Source organism: Lysinibacillus sp. NPDC097195 (assembly GCF_044762075.1).
In the GTDB taxonomy this organism is placed as follows: Bacteria; Bacillota; Bacilli; order Bacillales_A; family Planococcaceae; genus Lysinibacillus.
In genome coordinates, this window is sequence record NZ_JBIWDP010000002.1 from 236,582 (window position 1) to 259,916 (window position 23,335).

Sequence of the window (23,335 nt, forward strand, 5' to 3'; positions counted from 1 at the left end):
GGGGAGGACTCACACGTGCTAGCATATAAAGTCCTGACAACGATTAACGAGCTAGAGCCGTATAAGGAAACTTGGTCTGCAATACTAGAATGTCAACAAAACGATAATCCATTTATTGAATATGAATGGATTTCTACATGGTGGAAGGTTTTTGGGCAAGAAGAGAATGTGGAAATTTATATTGTGGAGCATAATGGGGAGGTCGTAGCCTTTTTCCCGTTTGTTCATAGTATTCGTTTTGGAAATATTCATCAATTTAGCTTTCTAGGACAAGGACTTGCTTCTTATATGGAGGTCATTTCTGATAGAAAATGGAAAGAGCAGGCTGTGTATTATGTATTAAAAGAAATTATAAGTCAATTTACACGGGTTCTCTTCGTCTTCCATGGTTTGCTCGAAAGTAAGGATACATCTCAAATACTGGAACAATATACATTAGAACGTCAATTGCCACATTCCGTTTTTCGTGTCGTCACACCGTATATAGATTATAAAACGATTGACTTGCCAGATTTTTTAAAGAAACATAAACGAAAGTTTAAGAGTATTCATCGAAGAGAGAAGCGATTAAAACAATTTGGTCAAGTAACTTTTCAAAGAGTGCACGGCGGAGATTTCGATAACATGTTTCAGCTGTTTGAAAGAAGATGGCAGAAGAAAATGGATACAAGTGAATTTACACATGAGCGAACACGGGCATTTATTGAACAGCTGGCAAATCAACAGAATGCTGCACTTTGTTTAAGAGTGCATAGTCTGCTATTTGAAAATATATGGATTGGATTTACAATAGATATTTGTTGCCGAGGGAGAAATTTTTGCCACGCTATGGGACATGAGCCGGATTTCTATATGTTTGGGCCTGGTCGTTTAATTGAGAAGGAAAATATGCTTGAGGCACACAGTGCAAACTTTCGGCTCTACGATTTTGGTAGTGGATATGAGCCTTATAAATTTGAATGGTATACCCATTTAGATTTTACGAGAAAATTCATTATGAGTACGACAGGTTTTAGAGAGCGATCATTGCGTAATGTAATAGTGCTGCAAGAAACGATTTTGGCCATGTTAAAAACAAATCGCAAAATTGTAGAATGGAAACGCAACACTTTAGGAGAATTACGGTATTTATTCACAAAAGCAAATATTAACGAGTGGCTAACGATGTTAAAATGTAAAGTTATTAATAGTCATATTTTTACGATTTATTACTTAGAGAAAAAAAGTGGAGAAAGCAAATCAAATTTTCATGAAATAGCTATCCAATCCGTACTCGAACACAATAAGCGTGCGGAAATCCTTACGAATTATTTTCAAGGGTATAAACTTTATGGGCTAAATAATCAGGAAATTGCATACTTACGCCATGATCAATGTATCCGTGAGGAGGCGGTTGGATTTATGCAGGAACTGCCTTTAAATACTACATATATTAAAAATTACGAACTACCAAAACTCCATCTTATCGTCAATGAAGTGCAGCGAGAAGGGCGAGCAATTAGTACTACTGCCAAATGGTTTGAATGGCGAAAACGTAAGCAGTTAGCTGCGTTAGGGTTTCAACGGGTAGAACATGTTTGGATGCATCAACTTTTTAAATGGAAAAAGGTGTATCGCCAACAATATAAATGGGGAAAATATTTATCCAGCCAAGGGCGGAAGTTAGAACATGGATGGCATTTAACATTGCTATCCCTATTAATATAAAAAAATCCTTAGCGTCTTAATAGATGCTAAGGATTTTTGCAGTCAGCGCTAGTTAAAAGTGAATACCAGGCTTGTCAATGAGCTTACAGCCTGTGCCATATTTTGCTTTTAAAGCACCTTTAAATTTTGTTTCCTCAAGCTCGGGGAAAGTCTGTTTCCATAATTCAAAGACATTATGGTTAGATGCTGTGCCATCCTTTGTTAAACGGACAATATGGAACCCATATTCATCATTGCAGCGTGTTAGTGGACGATTTTCACGCACTGTAATAATACGACCACTTGCTGTGATGTGATAAAGTTCTTCATAGCCTGTTATTGCACGGCTTTCTTCATCTGCATTTGCTGGTTTTTCGGCTTTCTTTACCGTTTCTTGTTTAATAGCTGGCGCTTCTGTTGTATTTTCTTCAGGTAGTTGTTCGACGATTATAAAATCTTTGTTGGAAGCTTTATCACTCATCGTTGCCATTACGTTCATAATGGAACCTACATAATGCATTGGTTTATCATTACCTTCTTCATATACGAAAATATTATAGTCTGTTTTATTGATTTTTTTCATAATAATATTTCCAGTTGTAATCGTAAATCCGATGAATTTGTTTTTATTAAGTGCTTGTAGTGCTTGTTGTTTTGTTAAAGTCATTACTAAATCTCCTAAAAAATTGTTTTTTCTATTTTACCATAAAATAAGATTGTGCTGTTTTTTAAGTCAGTTGTTATCCATATTGTGGCGAAAAATGTAAAGTGTACTTTACAAAGAGTGCGGTAGTAAAGTATACTTTACGTAAAGTTAACTTTACATCTTGCGGCGGTGAAATATGGAACAACGTATAAAAGAACTAAGAGCATCATTTGGTTGGACACAAGAACAGCTTGCCGAAAAATTAGGCGTATCGAGGCAAACGATTATTTCTATAGAAAATGGTCGTTACAATCCTTCTTTAGAGCTGGCGTATAAAATCGCAAAATCATTTCAATTAAGTATTGAAGAAGTATTTATTTTTGAGAAAGGTAGTGATTAACATGTCTTTGGAACAAATGCTAGGTTTTCTCGGTATAGGGCTAGGCATTTCTGGTGGTCTTTTTGGACTTTGGTGGGGACGTAAAATGGCAGCGCGTAAAAATGGACTCGATGAAAGGTATGATAAAATAACCATCCATTCATTGGCGAATGGATGGAAAATAACAGTTGTTTTCATATATTTGTTATTTCTACTATTCATAGCTGGTGTTCAATTATCTACTGCTCAAGTTTTAGGTATTCTATTATTAATTCATATGGCAGGATGGGCATTTTCTACAGTTTATTATCATGTGAAGTATTAAAAAAGCTTGAAGGGAGCAAATTCAACAGTGGAACATCAGTTTACGATGAACTTATCATGGTCTGAAGGTCGAAATGGGACCGGAAACTTAACAGCAACTAATTTGAATACAATTGTTTCTATTCCTCGGGAAATGAATGGACCAGGAATAGGCACTAATCCGGATGAAATGTTATTAGGTGCTTCAGCAACTTGTTATTTAATAACTTTTGCGGCATTACTTGAAAACGCAAAAATACCAGTAGTGGCATTGTCAATGGAATCTCAAGGTTTTGTGGATGTGACGGACGGTGTTTTTACATATCAAAAAATTGTTCATAAACCAAATGTCAAAGTGCTACAACTAACCGAACATGAAGAAAATCGACTATCTCGTCTAGCGCAAAAAGCGGAACAAACTTGTATGATTAGTAAAGCATTAAAGGGCAATGTGCACATTGAATGTCACCTTCAAATTGAGCATACATCTGATTGCCAACAATCAACCTAATACATGTAACGATAAAGGAATTATGCCAGAAGTTTTTCTGGTGTAATTCCTTTTGTCATATTTGCATGGTATTTGCTTTGTCTGAAATAGTTCTATAAATGGGTGAAATGAATATATAAAGTTAAGCACTAAAAAAATGTAAAGGATGATGTATTGCACGTACAGACAGCTGAGACACTTACATTTTATGGTCAGTATGGAAAACGAATTTTTGATATAGTGGGGGCCTTTATTTTATTACTTATGACATTTCCTCTTATGTTAGGTGTATTCCTCCTATTACTCATAACTACTGGACGCCCCATCTTTTTCAAACAAATTCGAACGGGATATGATCATCAACGTTTTATCATTTGGAAATTAAGAACAATGACCGTACAGGCAACTCCTGTCAATATGCCTGCAATTTGTGCGGAAGGGATACCCGATGATTATTATTTTAAAACTGACCAAGATACGCGCATTACAAAGATAGGAGCAATACTTCGTAAGTTAAGCATCGATGAAATTCCACAGCTTTTGAATGTCTTAAAAGGTGATATGAGTATTGTTGGGCCAAGGCCTGAAGTGCCAACAATAACAAATAGTTACAGTGCATTACAGGCGCGTCGTTTGGAAGTAAGACCAGGTTTAACAGGGCTTGCACAAATAAACGGACGATCCAATATTTCACATGGACAGAAAATTTCGTATGACATTCATTATGTCGATAATATATCGTTTTGGGTTGATTTTAAAATTGTCGTGAAAACCCTTTTTGTAGTGCTCGCTCGAACAGGTGCTTATTAATTAAATGCTGGAGGTGACGAATACTGAATATTGTTCAATTAATAACGCGGATGGATAAAGTAGGGGGCGCTCAAAAACATGTAGAGGCCCTTGCCATAAAGTTAAAGCAAGATGCCCATGAAGTGACGATTGTGACAGGTGCTTACGATGCATCATTATGGCGTTTACAAGAGGAGCAAATTACTGTCATTAGTATCCCGGCCATGCAGCGGGCTATTCATTTGACTAAAGATATTCAGGCGCTTTGGCAATTGCGAGTAGCTTTTAAAAAAATACAGCCGGATGTTATTGCGGCACATTCTTCTAAAGCGGGTGCCATAGGGCGTATTATTGGCCGCCTGTTACGAATCCCAACCATTTTTACTGCACATAGTTGGAGTTTTACAGAAGGGGTGCCGCAAAATAAGCAACGAATGTATCGCCAGCTTGAAAAAACGGTTCAGCCTTTAACAACCAAAATTATTACAGTTTCTGACTATGATCGTAAGTTGGCATTAACGAAAGGCATTGCACCTGCTCATAAAATGCTAACGATTCATAATGGCATTGAACAGATAGAGGGAGCAAATGTACCAAAAAGAGAGCATAATGAGCATCCTCATATTGTTATGGTTGCTCGTTTTGAAGTTCCAAAAAGACAAGATTTATTGTTACAAGCTTTGTTGGAGTTAACGGACATCCCGTGGCACCTTCGTTTGATTGGGGATGGTTCTTTACGACCTCAAGCAGAACAATTTGTGAAAGAAAAAGGTTTATTAGAGCGTGTATCATTTCTAGGCAATCAATTAGATATATCGCCATTGCTTGCCAAAAGTCAAATTTTCGTACTGTTATCGGACTGGGAGGGGTTACCTATTTCGATTATTGAAGCTATGCGAGCGGGGCTTCCTATCATCGCTACAAATGTTGGTGGGGTCAATGAGTTAGTGACGGATTATAACAATGGATTTTTAATTCCTCGCAATGATCACAGCTTGCTAACAACTAGGCTTCGACAGCTTTTAACAGATCCAACACTATGTGAAAAAATGGGCGATGCTAGTGAACGTCGCTTTTTACGGAACTTTACGTTTTCTCCTATGTACCAGAAAACCGTATCAATCTATGAACAGGCTATTTTAAAGTTTGCTAAGAAAGGTGATTAAATTGCAACTAATTCGCATAAGAACTGACGATGAACTGGTGTTTTATAAGGAATTATGGGACGGCATTTTAGCGAATGAACACAATGATAATCCATTTATTGAATATACGTGGTTTTATAACTGGTGGATCACCGTTGGGAAAAAAGAACGAGTTGAGTTGTATGCAGTACAAAATAATGGAGATATTATCGCATTTGTTCCATTTACAGTACAACAGCAATGGGGTGTACGAATATATGCCTTTGCAGGAGAAAGAATCGCTCATTATACGGGCATTGTGGCAAGAAAGGGTTGGCAATTACCTGCACTAGCATTTGTCTTAGATGAGCTTATAAAGAAACATCGCCATGTCGTTTTTGCTTTTCATGGCTTGCTAGAAAGTAAAGAATCATCCAAGGTGATAGAACAATACTTAGTTGAAAGGCAAATGCGACCGCATATTTTTCGGGTAGTTACACCGTTTCTTGCCTTTAATGAGGTCGATGTCCCTAGCTATATTAATAAGCACAATCATATACACGCTGTTGAGCAACGGGAAAAAAAGTTACGTAATTTTGGTTTGCTAAGAAGAATTGCCCCTAAACAGGAAGAATTACATCAGCTTTTTCATTTATACGAGCGTCGTTGGACAAAAAAACGGACTGCTACAAATGACTTTACAAAAGGAAAGAAAAAAGATTTTTTTGAACAGCTTTTGACTGTTAATGATGGAGCGATGCGCGTAGAAGTTGAAGCGCTTGCTTTTGACAACCAATGGTTAGCTTTTAGCTATGGTATTAGCTGTCGAGGACGATATGTAACGTATGCTCTCGGCCATGAACCGAACTTTGTGAGTTTTGGCCTTGAACATTTACTGAATCAGTCAACAATAAAGCGCACTTTTACGGAAAACTATCGACTGTACGATATGGCGATGGGCATGGAGCCATCCAAATTAGAGTGGCGCTCTGGTATGGATTTTACAAGACGTATAATCGCGAGTAGTAAAACGAAACGAGCTAAGCTAATGCGTAGTCAATTGGTATTGAAGCAACGATTCAAGGAGTTGTTTGAAGGCACTCACCCCTTCGTTAAATGGACACGTCATACATTTACTCAATTACGCTATTTAGGAAAGTATGGGAAAGGGAAAGATTGGCTAGAATATGGACAACAATTCGTTGAAAAGTTTGTTCGTTTGAAGCTAGTGGAATTGTACGAGTTATCCCCGAATGATCGGGTCATTCCGCAACAACCAGTAGGGGAGTTGTTTGAGGAAATGACGATGCAAGAGGCAATGCAAACCGATCAACAAGAGCTTATTTCTTTACTTTCTAAGGGGTACATCATTTATAAAGATTCCTTTGCACAAACGATTAAGCCTGCATTTGCGCTACATAAAGAAACTTTACGTGTGGATGCATTGGATATTGTGGAACCTTTGCCAAAGCATGCTTATTTTTTATCTTATAATCTCTATAAAAATATTGAGGTTGTGACGGCATTTATGCAAAAAATAAAGCCCAATCAAACACTTTGGATGACAGCAAGTTTTTGGCAATGGCGAAAACGTAAACGACTGCAGCAAATAGGCTATAAACGTATTTCTCGAATGAAGCATTTTAAATGCGCTCGTTATGAGCGCAATCATGTAGAAAATTACACAGAGAATGGGGGCGATGTTCATTCTATCCATTAGAAGTAAGCGATGGAATATCGCAATGCAGCATATTTATTTTGCAGAAAAGCTAGCAAATACTCGGCAGTCCATGAAGCTAGTTTGTCACACACATTCACTTGTCCCGAGCCGTAAGCTTGCTAAGCGTGAGGCGGTTCATATCCCCTTAACAGGTTATGAGTGCACGATGTATTCAGCGCTTTCGAAAAACAATCGAAAACTGCTACGGCGTGCCCAGCAAGAGGAATATCAAGTATTTTTATATAAAGAGCCTTCGGATGAGAACTTACGAGCTTTTCAGCACTTTTATAATGATTTTGCTAAAAGGAAAAAAATTGAGCAAATTACAAAATCTCAAATGGAAGCCATTGCGCTTTTAAATCAAAAAAACGCGTTGCTCTTGTCTGAAGTACGTAGTGTTTGTGGACAAACATTATGTTATCGACTGGATATTGTTCATGCACAAAAAGCGATGTCCTATTATGTAGCGACATGCAATGCTTTGGCGTTACCTGCACAATTAAATCGTCCTATTCGTTATGCCAATCGATTTTTACTGTGGCATAATTTAATGTATTTAAAGCAGCAGGGATATGTGCTGTATGATATGGGCGAGCTAACAAATGTCGAAACGATTCGTCAATTTAAAATGAGCTTCGGTGGACAAGTGGTGAACGTCTATTCGGGCTACATCGCACAATCGAAAATGAGTGCGTTGTTATTGGGCGTGCAAAAGTGGAGAAAATAGCAAGCAACAAACATCACGGTGGTTTAGTAATTTCATTGGATTTTGAGCTGAATTGGGGTGTCCATGATACATATAGGCATGGACAATATAATAAAAATTTATATGGTGTACGACAAGCTTTACCGAAAATCCTGATGCTGTTTAAGCAATACGAAATTCATGCGACATGGGCTACGGTAGGCTTATTGTTTGCAGAATCCAAGGGAGAAATGGCTCACTACTTGCGGGGCATTCCAGTGAAATATAAACAGATGCGCTATGCAGCTCATTCACAGCTTGTAAAAGTTGGGGAAAATGAGCAAGAGGACCCTTTACACTTTGGTAAATCATTAATTGAAAAAATTATGGATACACCACATCAGGAAATTGGCAGCCATACGTTTTCCCATTTTTATTGTTTAGAAAGTGGACAAACAGCCATGGACTTCAGTGCGGATTTACACGCAATGCGCACAATTTGTGATGGTTATATTGAACCGATGAAGTCAATCGTCTTTCCGCGTAATCAAGTGAACGAAGACTATTTTGCGGCTTGCCAGCAAGCAGGATTTATTTGCTATAGAGGCAATGAGCTACATGAATTATACAGTCCGAAAAAGTTCACTAGAAAAGATCGCTTAACATTAGGTCCTAGAAAGTGGCTAGATAGTTATGTGAATTTAACGGGCAATCATATGGTACGACTAGAAGAGATGAAAGACAATGCATTTATTAATGTTCGAGCGAGTGCATTTTTAAGACCCTATAACAGTCTGTTGCGCGCATTTGAAAAACGCAAAATACAACGAATTAAAGAAGGTATGCTTGCTGCTGCAAAGGAAGGGGCTTTTTATCATTTGTGGTGGCATCCGCATAACTTTGGAAAACATACAGAAAAAAACTTGGCGATGCTTGAGGAGCTTTTGCAATATTATCAACAATTACAAAAAGATTATCAATTCCAAAGCTATTCGATGCATGAGGTCGCCATGCTATGTAAAGTCAGCAATAACATTTCTGAATAGAGTGTTATTGCTTTTTTGTATTCAGGGAATTTTATGTGAATAAAAGGGAAATTACCTGTGGATGACGAAGATGTAAGTTGCTTACTATAAGAAGGCTTGGTAGTGTAGTTGCCTTCTAAAATGTAGCAATGAGCAGTTGAAGCAGACGCAGTATGCGTTTATACATAGACAAAGGGGAGTTAGGGATGACGCAAAAGCAACAAAAGCCAACTTGGATTCAAAATATTTCTCAATTAGTGACGCTTGCAAGTGACAAGAAGGGCCCCCGTGTACGCGAAGAAATGCGAGAACTCGGGATTATCGAAGGAGGAAGCGTGTGGATTGAAGATGGTGTTATTCAAGATCTCGGCACGACACGCGATATGATTTTGAAATATTTACCACGTGCAGAGGAAGCGGAGATTATAGATGCAACGGGGAAAATTGTAACGCCTGGATTAATTGATCCGCATACCCATGTCGTTTTTGGCGGTAGCCGTGAACATGAATTTGAGATGCGTTTAGAAGGTGCCAGCTATATGGACATTATGAATGCTGGAGGTGGCATTCATGCAACAACTCGAAAAATGCGCTCGTTGACAGAGGAGCATATTTTCAATCAAACGACGAGACGCTTGGACTTATTTTTACAGCATGGTGTCACAACATTGGAAAGTAAAAGTGGCTACGGCTTAGATGTGGAAAACGAGTTAAAGCAATTACGGGTGATGCAACGTTTGCAAAAAAAGCATCCAATGGATATCGTACCAACCTTTATGGGCGCACATGCAGTGCCCGAGGAATATCGAGACAATCCAGAGCACTATGTTGATTTAGTTATTAATGAAATGATTCCTGCAGTCGTGCAAGAAAATCTTGCGAAATTTATCGATGTATTTTGTGAAGTAGATGTTTTTACACCGGAGCAAGCACAACGTATTTTATTGGCGGGTAAGGCACATGGGCTTATCCCCAAAATACATGCTGATGAAATGGCAGAAAATCAAGGTGCACATGTTGCGGCAAAAGTTGGTGCGATATCAGCCGAGCATTTATTAAAAGTGTCGGATGATGGGATAGAAGAGCTTGCTAAATCGGGTGTGATGGCGTGCTTATTACCAGCCACAGCATTGTATTTGGGGGAACAACCAGCCCGTGCTCGAGACATTATTGATGCAGGTGTGCCTGTCGCCATTTCAACTGATTGTAATCCGGGGTCATCGCCAACGATTTCGCTTCCACTAGTGATGAACTTAGCGTGTATCACTATGAAAATGACTCCGGCAGAAAGCTTATGTGCTGCGACCTATAATGCGGCTTGTGCGTTGCAAATTGAAGATCGTGTTGGCTCAATCGAAGTAGGAAAGCAAGCGGATATCGTGCTTTGGGATGTTCATAACCATCAAAAGCTGCACTATATTTTCGGTGTCAATCATGTGAAAAAGGTTTGGAAAAAAGGTGTAAGAGTGGTAGGGTAAGCTGTTTATCCAAATTGAATGGCAATCGGTTTAAAAATTGGCTCAACTATGCAGTAGGTTCCGGTCATAAATAACAGAGAAGTTAGTAATAATTTGCTATAATAGAACAATGCTTATTACGCTTTAGCTAATAGGATAATGGATTAGAGAGGATTTTTATTATGACTATAAAACCAAAATTGCTCATTGTCGATGGCATGGCATTGTTATTTCGTTCTTTTTTTGCATCAGCTGCAATGGGGCATTTTATTCGTTTAGAAGATGGCACACCTACGAATGGTGCGCAAGGATTTGTGCGCCACGTATTGACAGCCCAATCAATTATGCGACCAACTCATTTAGCTATTTGCTGGGATATGGGTGCACAAACATTCCGCAATGAATTATATGATGGCTATAAGGCCAATCGCCCTGCACCACCTGAGGAAATGCTACCGCAATTCGATATGGCTAAAAACTTAGCCGCACAAATTGGCTGGCAAAACTTCGGCGTTGTCGGTATGGAGGCGGATGATTTAATCGGCTCGATGATTACAAAATGGCAAGATGAAGCTGATATTACAGTTATTAGTGGTGATAAAGATTTATTGCAATTGTTAACACCGACAACGCAAATTGCTTTTACGAAAAAAGGGTATACAGAGTATGATTTGTATACACATGCTCGCTTTAAAGAAGAGTATGGTATTGAACCGATACAATTTGCGCAAGTGAAAGCTTTTATGGGGGATACGAGTGATGGCTATCCTGGAGTGAAAGGCATTGGTCCGAAGCAGGCATTAACACTTATTCAAAACTACGGCTCGATTGACAATGTCATCAATTCCTTAGAGGAATTAAAGCCTGGTCAACGGACGAAAATTCAAGACAATCTTGATATGTTGAAGCTCTCACATGAACTTGCGACGATTCAAACAAATGTACCGATAGAAGCAGATTTTGCCCAGTTAGTCGTACCTAACTATGAGCAGCAGACATTTAAAGCAATCGAACAACGCGGCTATTCACTTATTGCGAAACAGGCTCGTTCATTGTACGCCCTTATTTAGGCGCTATTTTAACGAATTGCAATACTTTTGCGTTATTTTGAAAAAGAGCAGTACGAATTTGACTATCACGATTTTGGCCGCCATTATCGTGGAAAATGAGCAATAGCGTATCATTATGGACTTCATAGCCTATAAGTGGTACCCAATGATAAGCAAAGGTAGATTTTTTATTGAACCATTGTAGGCTAAAATAACGGTCAAAACGCATGGCAACGGGGCGTCCTGCATCGATTTCTTGCAGCGCCTCTTTCAATGTACAGCTGCGTATATCCCATGTCGGCAACAGCTTTCGAAGATTATGAAGCAAACGCCATTTAAACAAACCAATTTTTGTGCCGCCGAGTTTTTGATAAAGCTCGTTTACTGATGGGGCAGACGTATTAACGTACTGCAGGATAACATGAATAGTTGTCGGCCCACAGGCAGAGTTACGATAATGCGGTGCAATGGATGAATCGTATTGTGATTTTCCTTGTAACGACAATTGCTGTTTCATAAATGGCTCCCTTCGGAAAAGTTATTGTTGAAAATGGTCGTCTTTTACATCATTATTTTTTTAGTAGCGCAGACCGCCACTCCTGCTGAAGAAAGCATAGCACAAAAGACGAGGGCATTCCGCGATTAAGCAGAGCTGCAGCCGTAGTGCTTTACCATAGCATTGCAAAAAAGTGTTAGATTGATTGTAGTCAATCTAACACTTTTTCTTTGTTGATTATTATTGCTGAGCAGCTAAAAACTCAGTCACTTGCTGTGGTGTTTTAGCGTTTGCACTATGTAAGTGTGCTAATTTTTCACCGTTTTGGAAAATTAATAAGCTTGGAATACCCATTACATCGTATTTATCAGCGATTTCAGGCAGCTCGTCACGGTTTAGCTCGTACCAATCAAATTGGTTGTACTCTTCAATAATTGGATCGATGAACATATTCATGCGCGTGCAATCAGGGCACCATCCTGCATAAAATTTTACAAGTACTTTTTGGTCACCAGAGATTAGCTCATTAAATTGTTCAGCAGTAGTAATTGTTTTCATTCGTATTTCACTCTCCTTGCTTTCCATTCTACACATTTTTTCTCCATCCTGAAAGTTTTCTGTTTGGGATAGAGAGAAGCTACTTATTGTTTGATTTTCGCTCGTAAAAAACAAAAAAAGTTGTATAGTGCAAAAATAAATAAAGAAAAAAGATTGCTAATTTAGACAAAATAATCTACACTAAAAGCAGAAAAAGTAGTTTTTATTACCATTCAGTGGCAAACATCTCTCAATATATTTTAGAGTGAAATCCAACTGGATGCTAATACGTCTTTGGTGACCGCCTTAGATATAGCGCGTTTAGTGAAGATTATGAGCCTTCATTGAAATGGGGAAAGCGTTAAAATCTAGGCAAAAAAACACTAAAGCGAGATGTTGATTTTTTTTGGACAAAAAATGAATGGCTATTCATTCAATGGAAGAAAAAGGGGGAATTGCTTGTGACTTATCACATTAAAAAGGCGGCTGTTCTAGGTTCTGGGGTAATGGGTTCTGGAATTGCTGTACATTTAGCAAACATCGGTATTCCAACATTATTATTAGACATTGCACCAAAGGAACTGACGAAAGAGGAGGAAGCAAAGGGTCTTACATTAACACATCCAGCTGTAAGAAATCGCTTTGTGAATGGTGCTCTTCAAAAGTTAGTGAAGCAAAAGCCGGCACCACTTACTTCTAAGAAAAAATTATCACTACTGTCGGTAGGGAACTTTGATGACGATTTAGACAAACTAAAAGATGTAGATTGGATTATAGAAGTAGTTGTTGAAAATTTAGCGATTAAACAAAGTTTATATGAAAAAATTGATGCTGTGCGTACGCCAGGTACGATTATTAGTTCCAATACATCCGGTATTAGTATTAATGCAATGGCAGAAGGACGTTCAGAAGATTTCCAAAAGCATTTTTTAGGGACGCATTTCTTCAATCCTCCGCGCTATTTAAAATTACTTGAAGTCATCCCAGCAACGACAACTGCACCAGAAGTTGTAGACTTTATGAAAAAATTCGGTGAGGACATACTCGGCAAAGGCGTCGTATTAGCGAAGGACACACCAAACTTTATTGCCAATCGTATAGGCACATACGGACTGCTCGTTACTTTACAGGAAATGATGAAAGGTGGCTATTCAGTTGGCGAAGTAGATTCTGTGACAGGTCCACTGATTGGTCGTCCGAAATCCGCTACTTTCCGTACATTAGATGTGGTCGGCTTAGATACATTTATCCATGTGGCAAAAAACGTCTATGACCAAACAACGGGTGAGGAACAGCAAGTATTTGCAGTACCGGAGTTTCTACAAAAAATGGTTACAAACGGCTGGCTCGGTGCTAAGTCTGGGCAAGGTTTCTTCCTAAAGCAAGGGAAAGAAATTTTAGAAATTGATCCAACTACATTAACATATAGTCCAGCAAAAAAATTACAAACACCTTCACTTGAAATGGCGAAACAAACGCGTGGATTAGCTAATAAGGTAAAAGCATTAACATATGCGAAAGACCGCACAGGTGAACTATTATGGGGGATTTTTGCTCCTACATTAATTTACTCTGCACAGCTACACGGTGAAATTGCTGATGATATCGTGGCCATTGATAATGCTATGAAATGGGGCTTCGGCTGGCAACAAGGACCATTTGAAATTTGGGATGCCATTGGTGTAACAGAGTCAGTTGCGAAAATGGAAGCGGAAGGACTTGATGTTCCGCTATTTGTGAAAGAGATGTTAGCAAAAGGCTTTACTTCATTTTATTCCGAACTAGATGGAGACGTAGCGTATTACAACGGTTCACAATACGTAAAAGTTCCTATTAATGAAAAGGAAATTAACTTAAAGCGCTATAAGAAAAAACATGGCGTTATTAAGTCCAATACAGGTGCTAGCTTAATAGATTTAGGGGACGGCATTGCATTACTTGAGTTCCATTCCCAATCCAATGCGATCGGTTTAGATATTATTCAAATGATTAATTATGCAATAGATGAAGTGGAAGCAAATTATAAAGGCTTAGTGATCGGAAACCAAGGGAAAAACTTCTGTGTCGGTGCGAACTTAGGTATGATTTTAGTAGAAGCGCAGGATGATAATATTTTTGAACTAGACTTTGTAATTAAAGCATTCCAAGATGCGATGCAAAAAATAAAATATTCGAGCAAGCCGGTTGTAGCTGCACCATTTGCTATGACATTAGGTGGGGGCGCAGAAGTGTGCTTACCTGCTGCGCATATCCAAGCGACGATGGAAACATATATGGGCTTAGTAGAAGTCGGTGTTGGTTTAATTCCTGGAGGTGGCGGTAATAAAGCGCTTTACCAAAAGTTCTTAAAAGGCTTACCGAATGGCGTTGAAGTAGACTATCAACATATTGCCAATAAAGTATTTGAGACAATTGCGATGGCGAAAGTTTCAACTTCAGGAGAAGAAGCGCGCGAAAATAATTTCCTAGACTTTGCAGATGGTATTTCAGTCAATGCAGATCACCAAATTTATGATGCTAAGCAAGCGGCTTTAGCACTTTATGAAGCAGGCTACCAACCACCAGTGCCAACGAAAGTACCTGTTGTCGGTGCATCGGGCTACGGCACGTTATTAATTGGTGCGCAAGGGATGTTTGAATCAGGTTTTATTAGTGAGCATGATTTGAAAATTGCGAAGAAGTTAGCTTATGTCATTGCGGGCGGCAAGGTTCCATATGGCACATTCGTTGATGAGCAATACTTATTAAACTTAGAACGTGAAGCATTCCTCAGCTTAGTTGCAGATCCACTTTCGCAACAAAGAATGCAACACATGTTATTAAAAGGGAAACCACTTCGTAACTAACGAGACGAAAATGTTTGCACATGAAACAAAGGGGGATTTAGACGATGCATGAAGCCGTAATTGTAGCAGGAGCACGAACTCCTATTGGAAAAGCGAAGAAAGGTTCATTAGCAACGGTAAGACCAGATGATTTTGGGGCAGCAGTTGTCAAAGAAACATTGAAAAGAGCGGGCTATGAAGGTCCTGTCGATGACTTAATTTTAGGATGTGCAATGCCGGAAGCAGAGCAAGGTATGAATGTCGCACGTAGTATCGGAGCGCTAGCAGGGCTACCGGATACGACCCCTGCCCTGACAATTAACCGATTCTGTTCTTCAGGTTTACAAGCAATCGCCTATGCAGCGGAACGTATTATGCTCGGTCATTCAAAGGCCATTCTTGCTGGCGGAGTGGAATCCATGAGTATGGTGCCTATGGTAGGGAATACACCACGCTTAAATCCAACGTTAGCTGAAACTGCACCGCAATATTACATGGGGATGGGGCATACAGCAGAGGAAGTAGCGCGTCAGTATAATGTCAGTCGTGAAGATCAAGATGCATTTGCTGTACGCTCGCATATGCTTGCAGAGAAAGCAATCAAAGAAGGTAAATTTAATGATGAGATTGTTCCAATTGAAGTGGAACAACATTATGTGGATGACAACAATAAATTACAAGTGAAAAAATTTACGTTTAGTGTCGATGAGGGAGTACGTCCTGGGACATCTGTAGAAGGTTTAGCGAAACTTCGCCCTGCTTTCCATGTAAAAGGGAGTGTTACAGCAGGGAATGCTTCGCAAACTTCTGATGGCGCAGCAGCTGTTCTTGTCATGGATCGTGCGGAAGCAGAAAAGCTAGGTATGACACCGATGGCGAAGTTTTTAGGCTTTGCAGTTGGCGGCGTTCCACCGGAAGTGATGGGCATCGGCCCAATCGTAGCTGTACCAAAAGCGCTTGAAATTGCCGGTTTATCCATTCAGGACATTGATTTGTGGGAAATTAACGAAGCGTTTGCCTCACAGTCATTACAAGTAGTGCGTCATCTAGGCATTGACCAAGAGAAAGTGAACGTCAATGGTGGTGCTATTGCTTTAGGACACCCGCTTGGCGCAACTGGTGCCATTTTAACATTAAAGCTAATTCATGAGTTAAAGCGTCAAGGCAAAAAATATGGTGTTGTCACAATGTGTATCGGCGGCGGTATGGGCGCTGCTGGCGTATTTGAAATTTTATAAGTTGTAGGTATTGTTTTGAAAATTGTGAATTATACGAATTGCGTGAGTGCCTGGCACCGTAAAATAAGGAGGAATTGGATATGACAGAAAAAACAACAGATTTCATTAAAGGCGGCGGATTTATTATTGAGGACGTGGCTTTAGACCGCGTATTTACTCCAGAAGATTTTACAGATGAGCATAAAATGATTGCCAAAACAACGGAAGAGTATGTGGCAAATGAAGTATTACCTGTCGTTGAAAATTTAGAGCATCATGAGTTTGAGCATTCAGTACGTCTACTAAAAAGCGCAGGAGAGCTTGGCTTGTTAGCGGCAGATGTACCGGAAGAATATCAAGGTCTTGGATTAGATAAAGTATCATCTGCGTTAATCGCAGAGAAAATGTCTGTGGCTGGTGGCTTCTCGATTACACATGGTGCACATGTTGGAATCGGTTCATTACCGATTGTGCTTTTCGGGAACGATGACCAAAAGCAAAAGTATTTACCAAAGCTAGCTTCAGGTGAATTGATTGCTGCTTATGCATTAACAGAGCCAGGTTCAGGTTCAGATGCACTAGGTGCTAAAACAACAGCCAAGCTTAATGCAGCCGGTACGCATTATGTATTAAACGGTGAAAAACAATGGATTACGAACGCTGGATTTGCGGATGTCTTTGTAGTATACGCAAAAATCGATGGCGATAAATTCTCAGCATTTATCGTTGAACGTGCGTACAATGGGGTTTCTGTTGGGCCTGAAGAAAAGAAAATGGGTATTAAATCTTCATCCACTCGTACATTAGTGCTTGAGGATGCAGAAGTCCCTGTTGAAAATCTTCTAGGTGAAGTAGGACGTGGGCACGTCATTGCCTTTAACATTTTAAATATCGGTCGCTATAAATTAGGTGTAGGAACAATCGGTGGTTCTAAGCGTGCATTAGAACTAGCCATTCAATATACGAACCAACGTCAACAATTTAAAACAAAGCTTTCTGATTTCAACTTAACGAAAGAAAAACTTTCAACAATGGCGTCTCAATTATATGCGTCTGAGTCGTTAAATTACCGTACAGTAGGTTTATTCGAAGATCGTTTAAGCCAGCTAAGCCCTGAAGAACAAAAGCAAGGAAAAGTCATTGCCAATGCCATTGCTGAATATGCGATTGAATGTTCGATTGCAAAAGTGTTTGGGTCAGAAACTTTAGATTATATCGCGGATGAAGCGGTACAATTACATGGTGGCTATGGTTTTATGGCAGAATATGAAGTGGAACGTATTTATCGCGACTCCCGCATTAACCGTATTTTCGAAGGAACAAATGAAATTAACCGCATGATCGTGCCTGGCACATTTATGAAAAAAGCATTAAAAGGCGAATTGCCATTATTGCAAGTTGCACAGAACTTACAACAAGAGCTGCTTATGATGATGCCTGAAGAAGTAGGCACAGAGCCGCTAGCTCAAGAAAAATATCTTGTGAAAAACGCGAAGAAAATTGCTGTGTTAGCAGCAGGTATGGCAGCACAACGCTATGGAGCGAAGCTGGACCAAGAGCAAGAAGTGTTAGTGAATATCGCTAATATTGCCAACCAATTATTCGCTATGGAGTCTGCTGTGTTACGTACAGAAAAAGCGATTGCACGTGAAGGTGCGGAAAAATCGCAACAAAAACTACTTTACACACAAATTTTCTGCCAAGAAGCATTTGCAGAAATTGAAAAAGAAGCAAAGGATACAATTCTTGCTTCAGCAGATGGCGATGCTGCACGTATGACTTTATCTGCGCTACGTAAACTAACTCGCAACAATCCGTATAACCTAATAGCTAAAAAACGCGAAGCTTCCGTTAAACTAATCGAAGCCGAAAAATTCATCGTATAATATATTTTTTAACCTAGCTACTTGCTAAAAGTAGCTAGGTCTTTTGTTATGTATGAACCTATGTATGTGCCAGGCACTCAAACAATTCTGAATATTGCAGGACGGAATAGGAGCCGATATTGTGCGGTGTATCTATGGGAAAGTGCCTATGCAAAAGTGCCAGGCACTCACACAATTAGGTCCTCAAACAATTATAAAGCTACCTAAAAATTGTTTCATTTTGGCTCATGCTAGGGATGATGGTATACTACAGGAAATGATAGCAGAGGAGCCTACAAATATGATTCAATTAATCCATTATCCTAAATGTACAACTTGTAAAAAAGCTCAGAAGTGGTTAAACGACAATGGCGTTTCATACGAAGAGGTACACATCGTTGAACAAGCACCTACGAAAGAACAATTGAAGGCTATTTGGCAAGCGAGCGGACAGCCGCTAAAGAAGTTTTTTAACACATCTGGCATGAAATATCGTGAGCTTGGGTTGAAGGATAAACTGGCGGAAATGCCTGAAGATGAACAACTTGCATTACTTGCTTCTGACGGAATGTTGATTAAACGCCCAATTGTGACGGATGGAAAAAAAGTAACGTTAGGTTTTAAAGAAACAGAATTTGAACAAGCTTGGAATTAACTGCTTTTATCCTTGTTTTTATGAAAGAAGTATGGCACACTGAAAGTGAATATATTACATATTTATGGAGGGGTTTTTGGCATGAGCACACCTAAAGACTTACGTTACTCTGAAGAACACGAATGGGTAAAATTAGAAGATGGTAAAGTACGTATCGGTATTTCACATTTTGCACAATCAGAATTAGGAGATATCGTTTTCGTTGAGCTTCCACAAGTTGGCGACGAGATCAAAACAGATGATCCATTCGGAAGCGTAGAATCAGTTAAAACTGTATCAGAATTATACGCACCAATTTCAGGTACTGTAGTGGAAGTAAATGCAGACTTAGAAGATAGCCCAGAGTTCGTAAATGAATCACCATATGAAAAAGCATGGATGATCGTAGTCGAGCCTGCTGATGCATCAGAGATTGAAAACCTTATGACTGCAGAACAATACGAAGAATTAATTGCAGAATAAACAAGCCTATAATAGAAAAACGTCGGACAACATACCGGCGTTTTTTATTATATAATCGGTTCGTTTTATTCAGCTAGTAAACGATTTAAGTATTTAGAGAGCTAAATATTTTAGTGCCTAGCCGGTATAATGAATAGTAATATTGTCCAAATGGCAAAGCTGCAAACATGTAGGTCTTAGCATAGTAAGATAACTGTCTAAATGGGGGTGGCGTGATGTTCGAAGGGAAATGTTTAATCGTGGAAGGCCGTTCGGATAAGCTTCAAATTGAACCTATTTTGAGTGAAGATGTTACAATACTTTGTACGAATGGAACAATTGGTGTGCATCAGCTAGAAGAATTACTCGACCCATATGAGGGCTGTGAGCTATATACATTTTTTGACGCAGATGCATCTGGAGATAAACTCCGAGCATTAATGGACAGACATTATCCAGAGGCGGAGCATCTACGGACAATGCCTACTTATAAAGAAGTAGAAACAACACCGAGGAAAGTGCTTGCAACAATTTTATTGCGCGCGCATTTTTCCATCCATAATGAATATATTTTATAAGGTTGCGTGAAACAATGGAAGAATGGACAAAAGAGCAGTGGGAAACGGCTGTAAAGTCTGGTGAAAAAACTGCCTTTTATTTATATACACCGATGTGCGGAACATGTGCCGTCGCATCCAAAATGATGGATATTATTGACCAGTTATTGCCACAGCTTCAAATCGGCAAGGCAAATATTAATTTTTTAGAGCAAATCGCTTATGATTATCAAATCGAAAGTGTCCCTTGTTTACTCGTTAGTGATGGCGGTAAAGTGAGCGAAAAAGTGTATGCTTTTCAATCCGTACCATTTTTATACGAATTGTTAAAAAAATCAATTGACTGAACTTTGCTAGCGTGGTAAAGTAACAAATATATTAAAAAACATTAAATATATCGAACTCTTATAAAGAGTGGCGGAGGGAAGTGCCCTATGAAGCCCGGCAACCATCACGTATGTGAAAAGGTGCCAAATCACTCAAAGATTTATCTTTGAAAGATGAGAGAACGGTTTAGCGTATAAAAGTACGTGACCCCTTCTACTTGTCCATGAGTGAAGGGGTTTTTTATATAAGAAAAGGAGTATTCGCTATGATACAGCTGCAAAATATAACGAAGAAATACAAAACCGCAAATGGCGAATTAACTGCTGTCAAAGATGTCAATCTTACGATAAACAAAGGTGAAATTTTTGGCATTATCGGCTATAGTGGCGCTGGTAAAAGTACGATGATTCGTTTATTAAACGGTTTAGAAAAGCCAACAACAGGTACCGTGAAAGTTAACAACCAAGAATTTTCTTCTATTAGAGGTCAAAAGTTACGTGATGCCAGACAAAAAGTAAGTATGATTTTCCAACATTTTAACTTACTTTGGTCTAGAACTGTTGCAGAAAACATAGCCTTCCCGTTAGAAATTGCAGGGGTTGCAAAGAAAGAGCGAGAGGCACGCGTCAAAGAGCTTATTGCACTTGTTGGATTAGAAGGTCGTGACAAGGCGTATCCTTCACAGCTATCAGGTGGTCAAAAGCAACGTGTTGGGATAGCACGAGCGCTTGCTAATAATCCAGAAGTATTATTATGTGATGAAGCGACATCAGCACTGGATCCTGAAACAACGGATGCGATTCTTGATCTTCTGGTTGATATTAACGAGCGTTTAGGCTTAACTATTGTGTTAATTACCCATGAAATGCATGTTATCCGCAAAATTTGTCATCGTGTGGCGGTAATGGAAGCTGGGGAAATAGTAGAGCGCGGTGAAGTATTGCAGGTGTTCCAAGCTCCGCAGGCAGCCATTACGAAAAAATTCGTTTCTCAAATTACCGATAATAAGGAAACGCAGGAGACAGTGGCACAGCTAAGAATAAATTATCCGACAGGACAACTTGTGAAGCTTGTTTTTGTAGGTGAAAAAACAGAACAGCCGGTTATATCACATTTAGTGAAGCAGTTTGATGTAGAAATAAGTATTGTCCATGGCAATATTTCGCAAACGAAAAACGGCGCATATGGCACATTAATTGTGCAAATTGATGGCACAGAGGTAAATGTAGCTGCAGCTTTAAGTTATTTAAATACAGTTGAAGTACAAACGGAGGTGATTGCAAATGCTAACTAGTCTATTTCCGAATGTCGATTGGGAAAAAATGTGGTCCGCAACATATGAAACACTTTATATGACTACGCTGTCCACAGTCGTCACATTTATCCTTGGTTTAGCCATTGGCATAATCCTCTTTTTAACAAGTCCCAACCAACTATGGGCAAATAAGATGGTTAACTTTTTAACAGGATCGGTCGTCAATATATTCCGATCAATACCATTTATCGTATTAATTATTTTATTAATACCATTTACAAAGTTTTTACTTGGGACAATTCGAGGAGCAAATGCAGCTCTACCTGCACTCATTATCGGTGCTGCACCATTTTATGCGCGAATGGTTTTAATTGCATTACGAGAAATTGATAAAGGTGTTATTGAAGCGGCACGCTCGATGGGTGCTAAAACATCTACGATTATATGGAAAGTGCTTATTCCAGAATCATTACCGGCACTTATTTCAGGAATTACAGTTACAGCTGTAGCACTTGTTGGCTATACGGCGATGGCTGGTATTATCGGCGCTGGTGGTCTAGGAAACTTAGCATTCTTAGATGGCTTCCAACGCAATCGCCAAGATGTGACATTAATGGCAACTATTTTGATCTTAGTAGTTGTATTTATCATCCAATGGATTGGCGATATGATTACAACGAAAACGGACAAACGTTAAACAGGTTACACCGGTTATTGACCGCTAACATATTGAACTTATTAAAGGGAGTGTAGACAAATGAAGAAGTTATTAGCAGGGTTATTATTATCAGTACTTGTACTTGCTTTAGCAGCTTGTGGTGCTGGTAACAAAGACGAAGCAGGTTCTGGCGATAAAACAGAAGGTAGTGCAGATACAGCAGAAAACGTAACATTAAAAATTGGTGCATCGAACACACCTCACGCAGTAATTTTAGAAAAAGCAAAACCGATTTTAGCTAAAGAAGGTATTGATTTAGAAATTGAACCATACCAAGATTATATACTACCTAACCAAAATTTAGATTCTGGTGATATTGACGCAAACTATTTCCAACACATTCCGTACTTTAATCAGCAAATAAAAGATAATGGCTATGATTTCGCCATTGCTGGTGAAATTCATATCGAGCCAATCGGTATTTACTCTAAAAAATATAAATCTCTTGAAGAGCTACCTAAAGGTGCGACAATTTTATTATCAAACTCAGTTACAGACCACGGTCGTATGCTGTCATTATTAGAAGCAAAAGGCTTAATTAAATTAAAAGAAGGTATCGACAAAACAGCAGCAGAAATTAAAGATATTGTAGAAAATCCAAAAGACTTTAAATTCGATGCCAATACTGCACCAGAATTACTTGTGCAAATGTACGAAAATGAAGAAGGCGATGCCGTTCTTATCAACTCAAACTATGCAATTGACAATGGTATTAACCCAATCGAGGATTCTATTGCACTTGAAGATAGTCAAGAATCTCCATATGTAAATATTATTGCTGTACGTGCTGGTGATGAAAATAAACCAGAAATTAAAAAACTAGTAGAAGTATTAAAATCGAAAGAAATTCAAGACTTTATTATGGATGAATGGAAAGGTTCAGTTCTTCCAGCTAAATAATATTTTATTACGCAAGTAAAAAATAGTACAAGCCATGAAAATGGTTTGTACTATTTTTTTTGGGGGATAATAATTTCTAAGATCACAGCCTTTCCCGAATTGTTTAGAAATTGTTTAGATTTATTTAATATGCTTACTGTTATAATATGTTTCGATAATTAATATAGGAAATTTCGTTTTTTAGTCCTA

Annotated in this window: 24 protein-coding genes and 1 riboswitch; of the genes, 21 read left to right on the plus strand and 3 right to left on the minus strand. The window is 38.9% G+C overall.

What is annotated here, in order from left to right:
* The first annotated feature begins 15 nt into the window (after window positions 1-15).
* Window positions 16-1,707: a GNAT family N-acetyltransferase gene (locus ACIQXI_RS14630; protein ID WP_402926229.1), complete on the plus strand. Its 1,692-nt coding sequence runs from the start codon at window positions 16-18 to the stop codon at window positions 1,705-1,707.
* A gap of 52 nt (window positions 1,708-1,759) precedes the next feature.
* Here ACIQXI_RS14630 and ACIQXI_RS14635 read toward each other — a convergent pair whose 3' ends face one another.
* The gene (locus tag ACIQXI_RS14635) at window positions 1,760-2,353 is read right to left on the minus strand and encodes a 3-ketosteroid-delta-1-dehydrogenase (RefSeq protein ID WP_402926231.1); all 594 of its coding nucleotides are present in this window, start codon (window positions 2,351-2,353) and stop codon (window positions 1,760-1,762) included.
* 175 nt (window positions 2,354-2,528) lie between these two features.
* Here ACIQXI_RS14635 and ACIQXI_RS14640 point away from each other — a divergent pair, with 175 nt between their 5' ends.
* The 10 genes from ACIQXI_RS14640 (at window position 2,529) to ACIQXI_RS14685 (ending at window position 11,374) form a co-directional block, all read left to right on the plus strand.
* On the plus strand, window positions 2,529-2,732 hold the full coding sequence (locus ACIQXI_RS14640) for a helix-turn-helix transcriptional regulator (protein WP_173479531.1): 204 nt from the start codon (window positions 2,529-2,531) through the stop codon (window positions 2,730-2,732).
* A 1-nt stretch (window position 2,733) separates the two neighbouring features.
* Window positions 2,734-3,036 carry a hypothetical protein gene (locus tag ACIQXI_RS14645; RefSeq protein WP_402926234.1) on the plus strand — a complete coding sequence of 101 codons (303 nt, stop codon included), beginning with the start codon at window positions 2,734-2,736 and terminating at the stop codon, window positions 3,034-3,036.
* A 45-nt stretch (window positions 3,037-3,081) separates the two neighbouring features.
* The gene (locus ACIQXI_RS14650) at window positions 3,082-3,525 is read left to right on the plus strand and encodes an SACOL1771 family peroxiredoxin (protein WP_402926506.1); all 444 of its coding nucleotides are present in this window, start codon (window positions 3,082-3,084) and stop codon (window positions 3,523-3,525) included.
* Window positions 3,526-3,678: 153 nt separating this feature from the next.
* Complete coding sequence (locus tag ACIQXI_RS14655; RefSeq protein ID WP_402926237.1) at window positions 3,679-4,314, plus strand: sugar transferase; 636 nt, start codon at window positions 3,679-3,681, stop codon at window positions 4,312-4,314.
* A 50-nt stretch (window positions 4,315-4,364) separates the two neighbouring features.
* On the plus strand, window positions 4,365-5,459 hold the full coding sequence (locus tag ACIQXI_RS14660; RefSeq protein ID WP_402926239.1) for a glycosyltransferase family 4 protein: 1,095 nt from the start codon (window positions 4,365-4,367) through the stop codon (window positions 5,457-5,459).
* Window positions 5,452-7,137 (plus strand): GNAT family N-acetyltransferase, encoded by a 1,686-nt coding sequence (locus ACIQXI_RS14665; RefSeq protein WP_402926240.1) that lies wholly within the window; start codon window positions 5,452-5,454, stop codon window positions 7,135-7,137. The genes ACIQXI_RS14660 and ACIQXI_RS14665 overlap by 8 nt, the downstream gene beginning before the upstream one ends.
* A 22-nt stretch (window positions 7,138-7,159) precedes the next feature.
* Window positions 7,160-7,864, plus strand: a complete 705-nt coding sequence (locus ACIQXI_RS14670; RefSeq protein WP_402926242.1) for a hypothetical protein — start codon at window positions 7,160-7,162, stop codon at window positions 7,862-7,864.
* Window positions 7,852-8,868 carry a polysaccharide deacetylase family protein gene (locus ACIQXI_RS14675; RefSeq protein WP_402926244.1) on the plus strand — a complete coding sequence of 339 codons (1,017 nt, stop codon included), beginning with the start codon at window positions 7,852-7,854 and terminating at the stop codon, window positions 8,866-8,868. The genes ACIQXI_RS14670 and ACIQXI_RS14675 overlap by 13 nt, the downstream gene beginning before the upstream one ends.
* Before the next feature lie 185 nt (window positions 8,869-9,053).
* The gene (gene hutI / locus ACIQXI_RS14680; protein ID WP_402926246.1) at window positions 9,054-10,325 is read left to right on the plus strand and encodes an imidazolonepropionase; all 1,272 of its coding nucleotides are present in this window, start codon (window positions 9,054-9,056) and stop codon (window positions 10,323-10,325) included.
* Window positions 10,326-10,486: 161 nt separating this feature from the next.
* Window positions 10,487-11,374, plus strand: a complete 888-nt coding sequence (locus tag ACIQXI_RS14685) for a 5'-3' exonuclease (RefSeq protein WP_402926247.1) — start codon at window positions 10,487-10,489, stop codon at window positions 11,372-11,374.
* On the opposite strand, the gene ACIQXI_RS14690 is transcribed toward ACIQXI_RS14685, so the two are convergent.
* Entirely contained in the window at window positions 11,367-11,870 is a 504-nt protein-coding gene (locus ACIQXI_RS14690; protein ID WP_402926249.1) for a C39 family peptidase, read from the minus strand. The two genes, ACIQXI_RS14685 and ACIQXI_RS14690, sit on opposite strands and share 8 nt — an antisense overlap.
* A gap of 219 nt (window positions 11,871-12,089) precedes the next feature.
* Complete coding sequence (locus ACIQXI_RS14695) at window positions 12,090-12,494, minus strand: thioredoxin family protein (protein ID WP_402926509.1); 405 nt, start codon at window positions 12,492-12,494, stop codon at window positions 12,090-12,092.
* Between the two features lie 353 nt (window positions 12,495-12,847).
* On the opposite strand from ACIQXI_RS14695, the gene ACIQXI_RS14700 reads away from it, so the two are divergent.
* From ACIQXI_RS14700 to ACIQXI_RS14745, 10 genes are all read left to right on the plus strand, one after another.
* Complete coding sequence (locus ACIQXI_RS14700; RefSeq protein ID WP_402926251.1) at window positions 12,848-15,232, plus strand: 3-hydroxyacyl-CoA dehydrogenase/enoyl-CoA hydratase family protein; 2,385 nt, start codon at window positions 12,848-12,850, stop codon at window positions 15,230-15,232.
* 44 nt (window positions 15,233-15,276) lie between these two features.
* Window positions 15,277-16,449, plus strand: coding sequence for an acetyl-CoA C-acetyltransferase (locus ACIQXI_RS14705; protein WP_402926252.1), 1,173 nt, complete (start codon window positions 15,277-15,279; stop codon window positions 16,447-16,449).
* A gap of 80 nt (window positions 16,450-16,529) precedes the next feature.
* Window positions 16,530-18,314: an acyl-CoA dehydrogenase family protein gene (locus tag ACIQXI_RS14710; protein ID WP_402926255.1), complete on the plus strand. Its 1,785-nt coding sequence runs from the start codon at window positions 16,530-16,532 to the stop codon at window positions 18,312-18,314.
* 280 nt (window positions 18,315-18,594) lie between these two features.
* Window positions 18,595-18,948 carry an arsenate reductase family protein gene (locus ACIQXI_RS14715; RefSeq protein ID WP_402926257.1) on the plus strand — a complete coding sequence of 118 codons (354 nt, stop codon included), beginning with the start codon at window positions 18,595-18,597 and terminating at the stop codon, window positions 18,946-18,948.
* 81 nt (window positions 18,949-19,029) lie between these two features.
* Window positions 19,030-19,410 (plus strand): glycine cleavage system protein GcvH, encoded by a 381-nt coding sequence (gcvH, locus tag ACIQXI_RS14720; protein ID WP_402926259.1) that lies wholly within the window; start codon window positions 19,030-19,032, stop codon window positions 19,408-19,410.
* 215 nt (window positions 19,411-19,625) lie between these two features.
* Window positions 19,626-19,967 (plus strand): toprim domain-containing protein, encoded by a 342-nt coding sequence (locus tag ACIQXI_RS14725; protein ID WP_402926261.1) that lies wholly within the window; start codon window positions 19,626-19,628, stop codon window positions 19,965-19,967.
* A gap of 14 nt (window positions 19,968-19,981) precedes the next feature.
* On the plus strand, window positions 19,982-20,293 hold the full coding sequence (locus ACIQXI_RS14730; RefSeq protein WP_402926263.1) for a thioredoxin family protein: 312 nt from the start codon (window positions 19,982-19,984) through the stop codon (window positions 20,291-20,293).
* Window positions 20,294-20,348: 55 nt separating this feature from the next.
* Window positions 20,349-20,453, plus strand: a riboswitch (SAM riboswitch).
* 85 nt (window positions 20,454-20,538) lie between these two features.
* Window positions 20,539-21,567: a methionine ABC transporter ATP-binding protein gene (locus tag ACIQXI_RS14735; RefSeq protein ID WP_402926265.1), complete on the plus strand. Its 1,029-nt coding sequence runs from the start codon at window positions 20,539-20,541 to the stop codon at window positions 21,565-21,567.
* Window positions 21,557-22,225 carry a methionine ABC transporter permease gene (locus ACIQXI_RS14740; RefSeq protein WP_402926268.1) on the plus strand — a complete coding sequence of 223 codons (669 nt, stop codon included), beginning with the start codon at window positions 21,557-21,559 and terminating at the stop codon, window positions 22,223-22,225. The genes ACIQXI_RS14735 and ACIQXI_RS14740 overlap by 11 nt, the downstream gene beginning before the upstream one ends.
* Window positions 22,226-22,285: 60 nt before the next feature.
* The gene (locus ACIQXI_RS14745; protein WP_402926270.1) at window positions 22,286-23,146 is read left to right on the plus strand and encodes a MetQ/NlpA family ABC transporter substrate-binding protein; all 861 of its coding nucleotides are present in this window, start codon (window positions 22,286-22,288) and stop codon (window positions 23,144-23,146) included.
* The last annotated feature ends 189 nt before the right edge of the window (window positions 23,147-23,335 follow it).

Coding starts and splice junctions, on each gene's coding strand:
- ACIQXI_RS14635 (WP_402926231.1), bottom strand. CDS start 2,353: ATGACTTTAACAAAACAACAAGCACTACAAGCACTTAATAAAAACAAA.
- ACIQXI_RS14640 (WP_173479531.1), top strand. CDS start 2,529: ATGGAACAACGTATAAAAGAACTAAGAGCATCATTTGGTTGGACACAA.
- ACIQXI_RS14645 (WP_402926234.1), top strand. CDS start 2,734: ATGTCTTTGGAACAAATGCTAGGTTTTCTCGGTATAGGGCTAGGCATT.
- ACIQXI_RS14650 (WP_402926506.1), top strand. CDS start 3,082: ATGAACTTATCATGGTCTGAAGGTCGAAATGGGACCGGAAACTTAACA.
- ACIQXI_RS14660 (WP_402926239.1), top strand. CDS start 4,365: ATGGATAAAGTAGGGGGCGCTCAAAAACATGTAGAGGCCCTTGCCATA.
- ACIQXI_RS14670 (WP_402926242.1), top strand. CDS start 7,160: ATGCAGCATATTTATTTTGCAGAAAAGCTAGCAAATACTCGGCAGTCC.
- hutI (WP_402926246.1), top strand. CDS start 9,054: ATGACGCAAAAGCAACAAAAGCCAACTTGGATTCAAAATATTTCTCAA.
- ACIQXI_RS14685 (WP_402926247.1), top strand. CDS start 10,487: ATGACTATAAAACCAAAATTGCTCATTGTCGATGGCATGGCATTGTTA.
- ACIQXI_RS14690 (WP_402926249.1), bottom strand. CDS start 11,870: ATGAAACAGCAATTGTCGTTACAAGGAAAATCACAATACGATTCATCC.
- ACIQXI_RS14705 (WP_402926252.1), top strand. CDS start 15,277: ATGCATGAAGCCGTAATTGTAGCAGGAGCACGAACTCCTATTGGAAAA.
- ACIQXI_RS14710 (WP_402926255.1), top strand. CDS start 16,530: ATGACAGAAAAAACAACAGATTTCATTAAAGGCGGCGGATTTATTATT.
- ACIQXI_RS14715 (WP_402926257.1), top strand. CDS start 18,595: ATGATTCAATTAATCCATTATCCTAAATGTACAACTTGTAAAAAAGCT.
- gcvH (WP_402926259.1), top strand. CDS start 19,030: ATGAGCACACCTAAAGACTTACGTTACTCTGAAGAACACGAATGGGTA.
- ACIQXI_RS14725 (WP_402926261.1), top strand. CDS start 19,626: ATGTTCGAAGGGAAATGTTTAATCGTGGAAGGCCGTTCGGATAAGCTT.
- ACIQXI_RS14730 (WP_402926263.1), top strand. CDS start 19,982: ATGGAAGAATGGACAAAAGAGCAGTGGGAAACGGCTGTAAAGTCTGGT.
- ACIQXI_RS14735 (WP_402926265.1), top strand. CDS start 20,539: ATGATACAGCTGCAAAATATAACGAAGAAATACAAAACCGCAAATGGC.
- ACIQXI_RS14740 (WP_402926268.1), top strand. CDS start 21,557: ATGCTAACTAGTCTATTTCCGAATGTCGATTGGGAAAAAATGTGGTCC.
- ACIQXI_RS14745 (WP_402926270.1), top strand. CDS start 22,286: ATGAAGAAGTTATTAGCAGGGTTATTATTATCAGTACTTGTACTTGCT.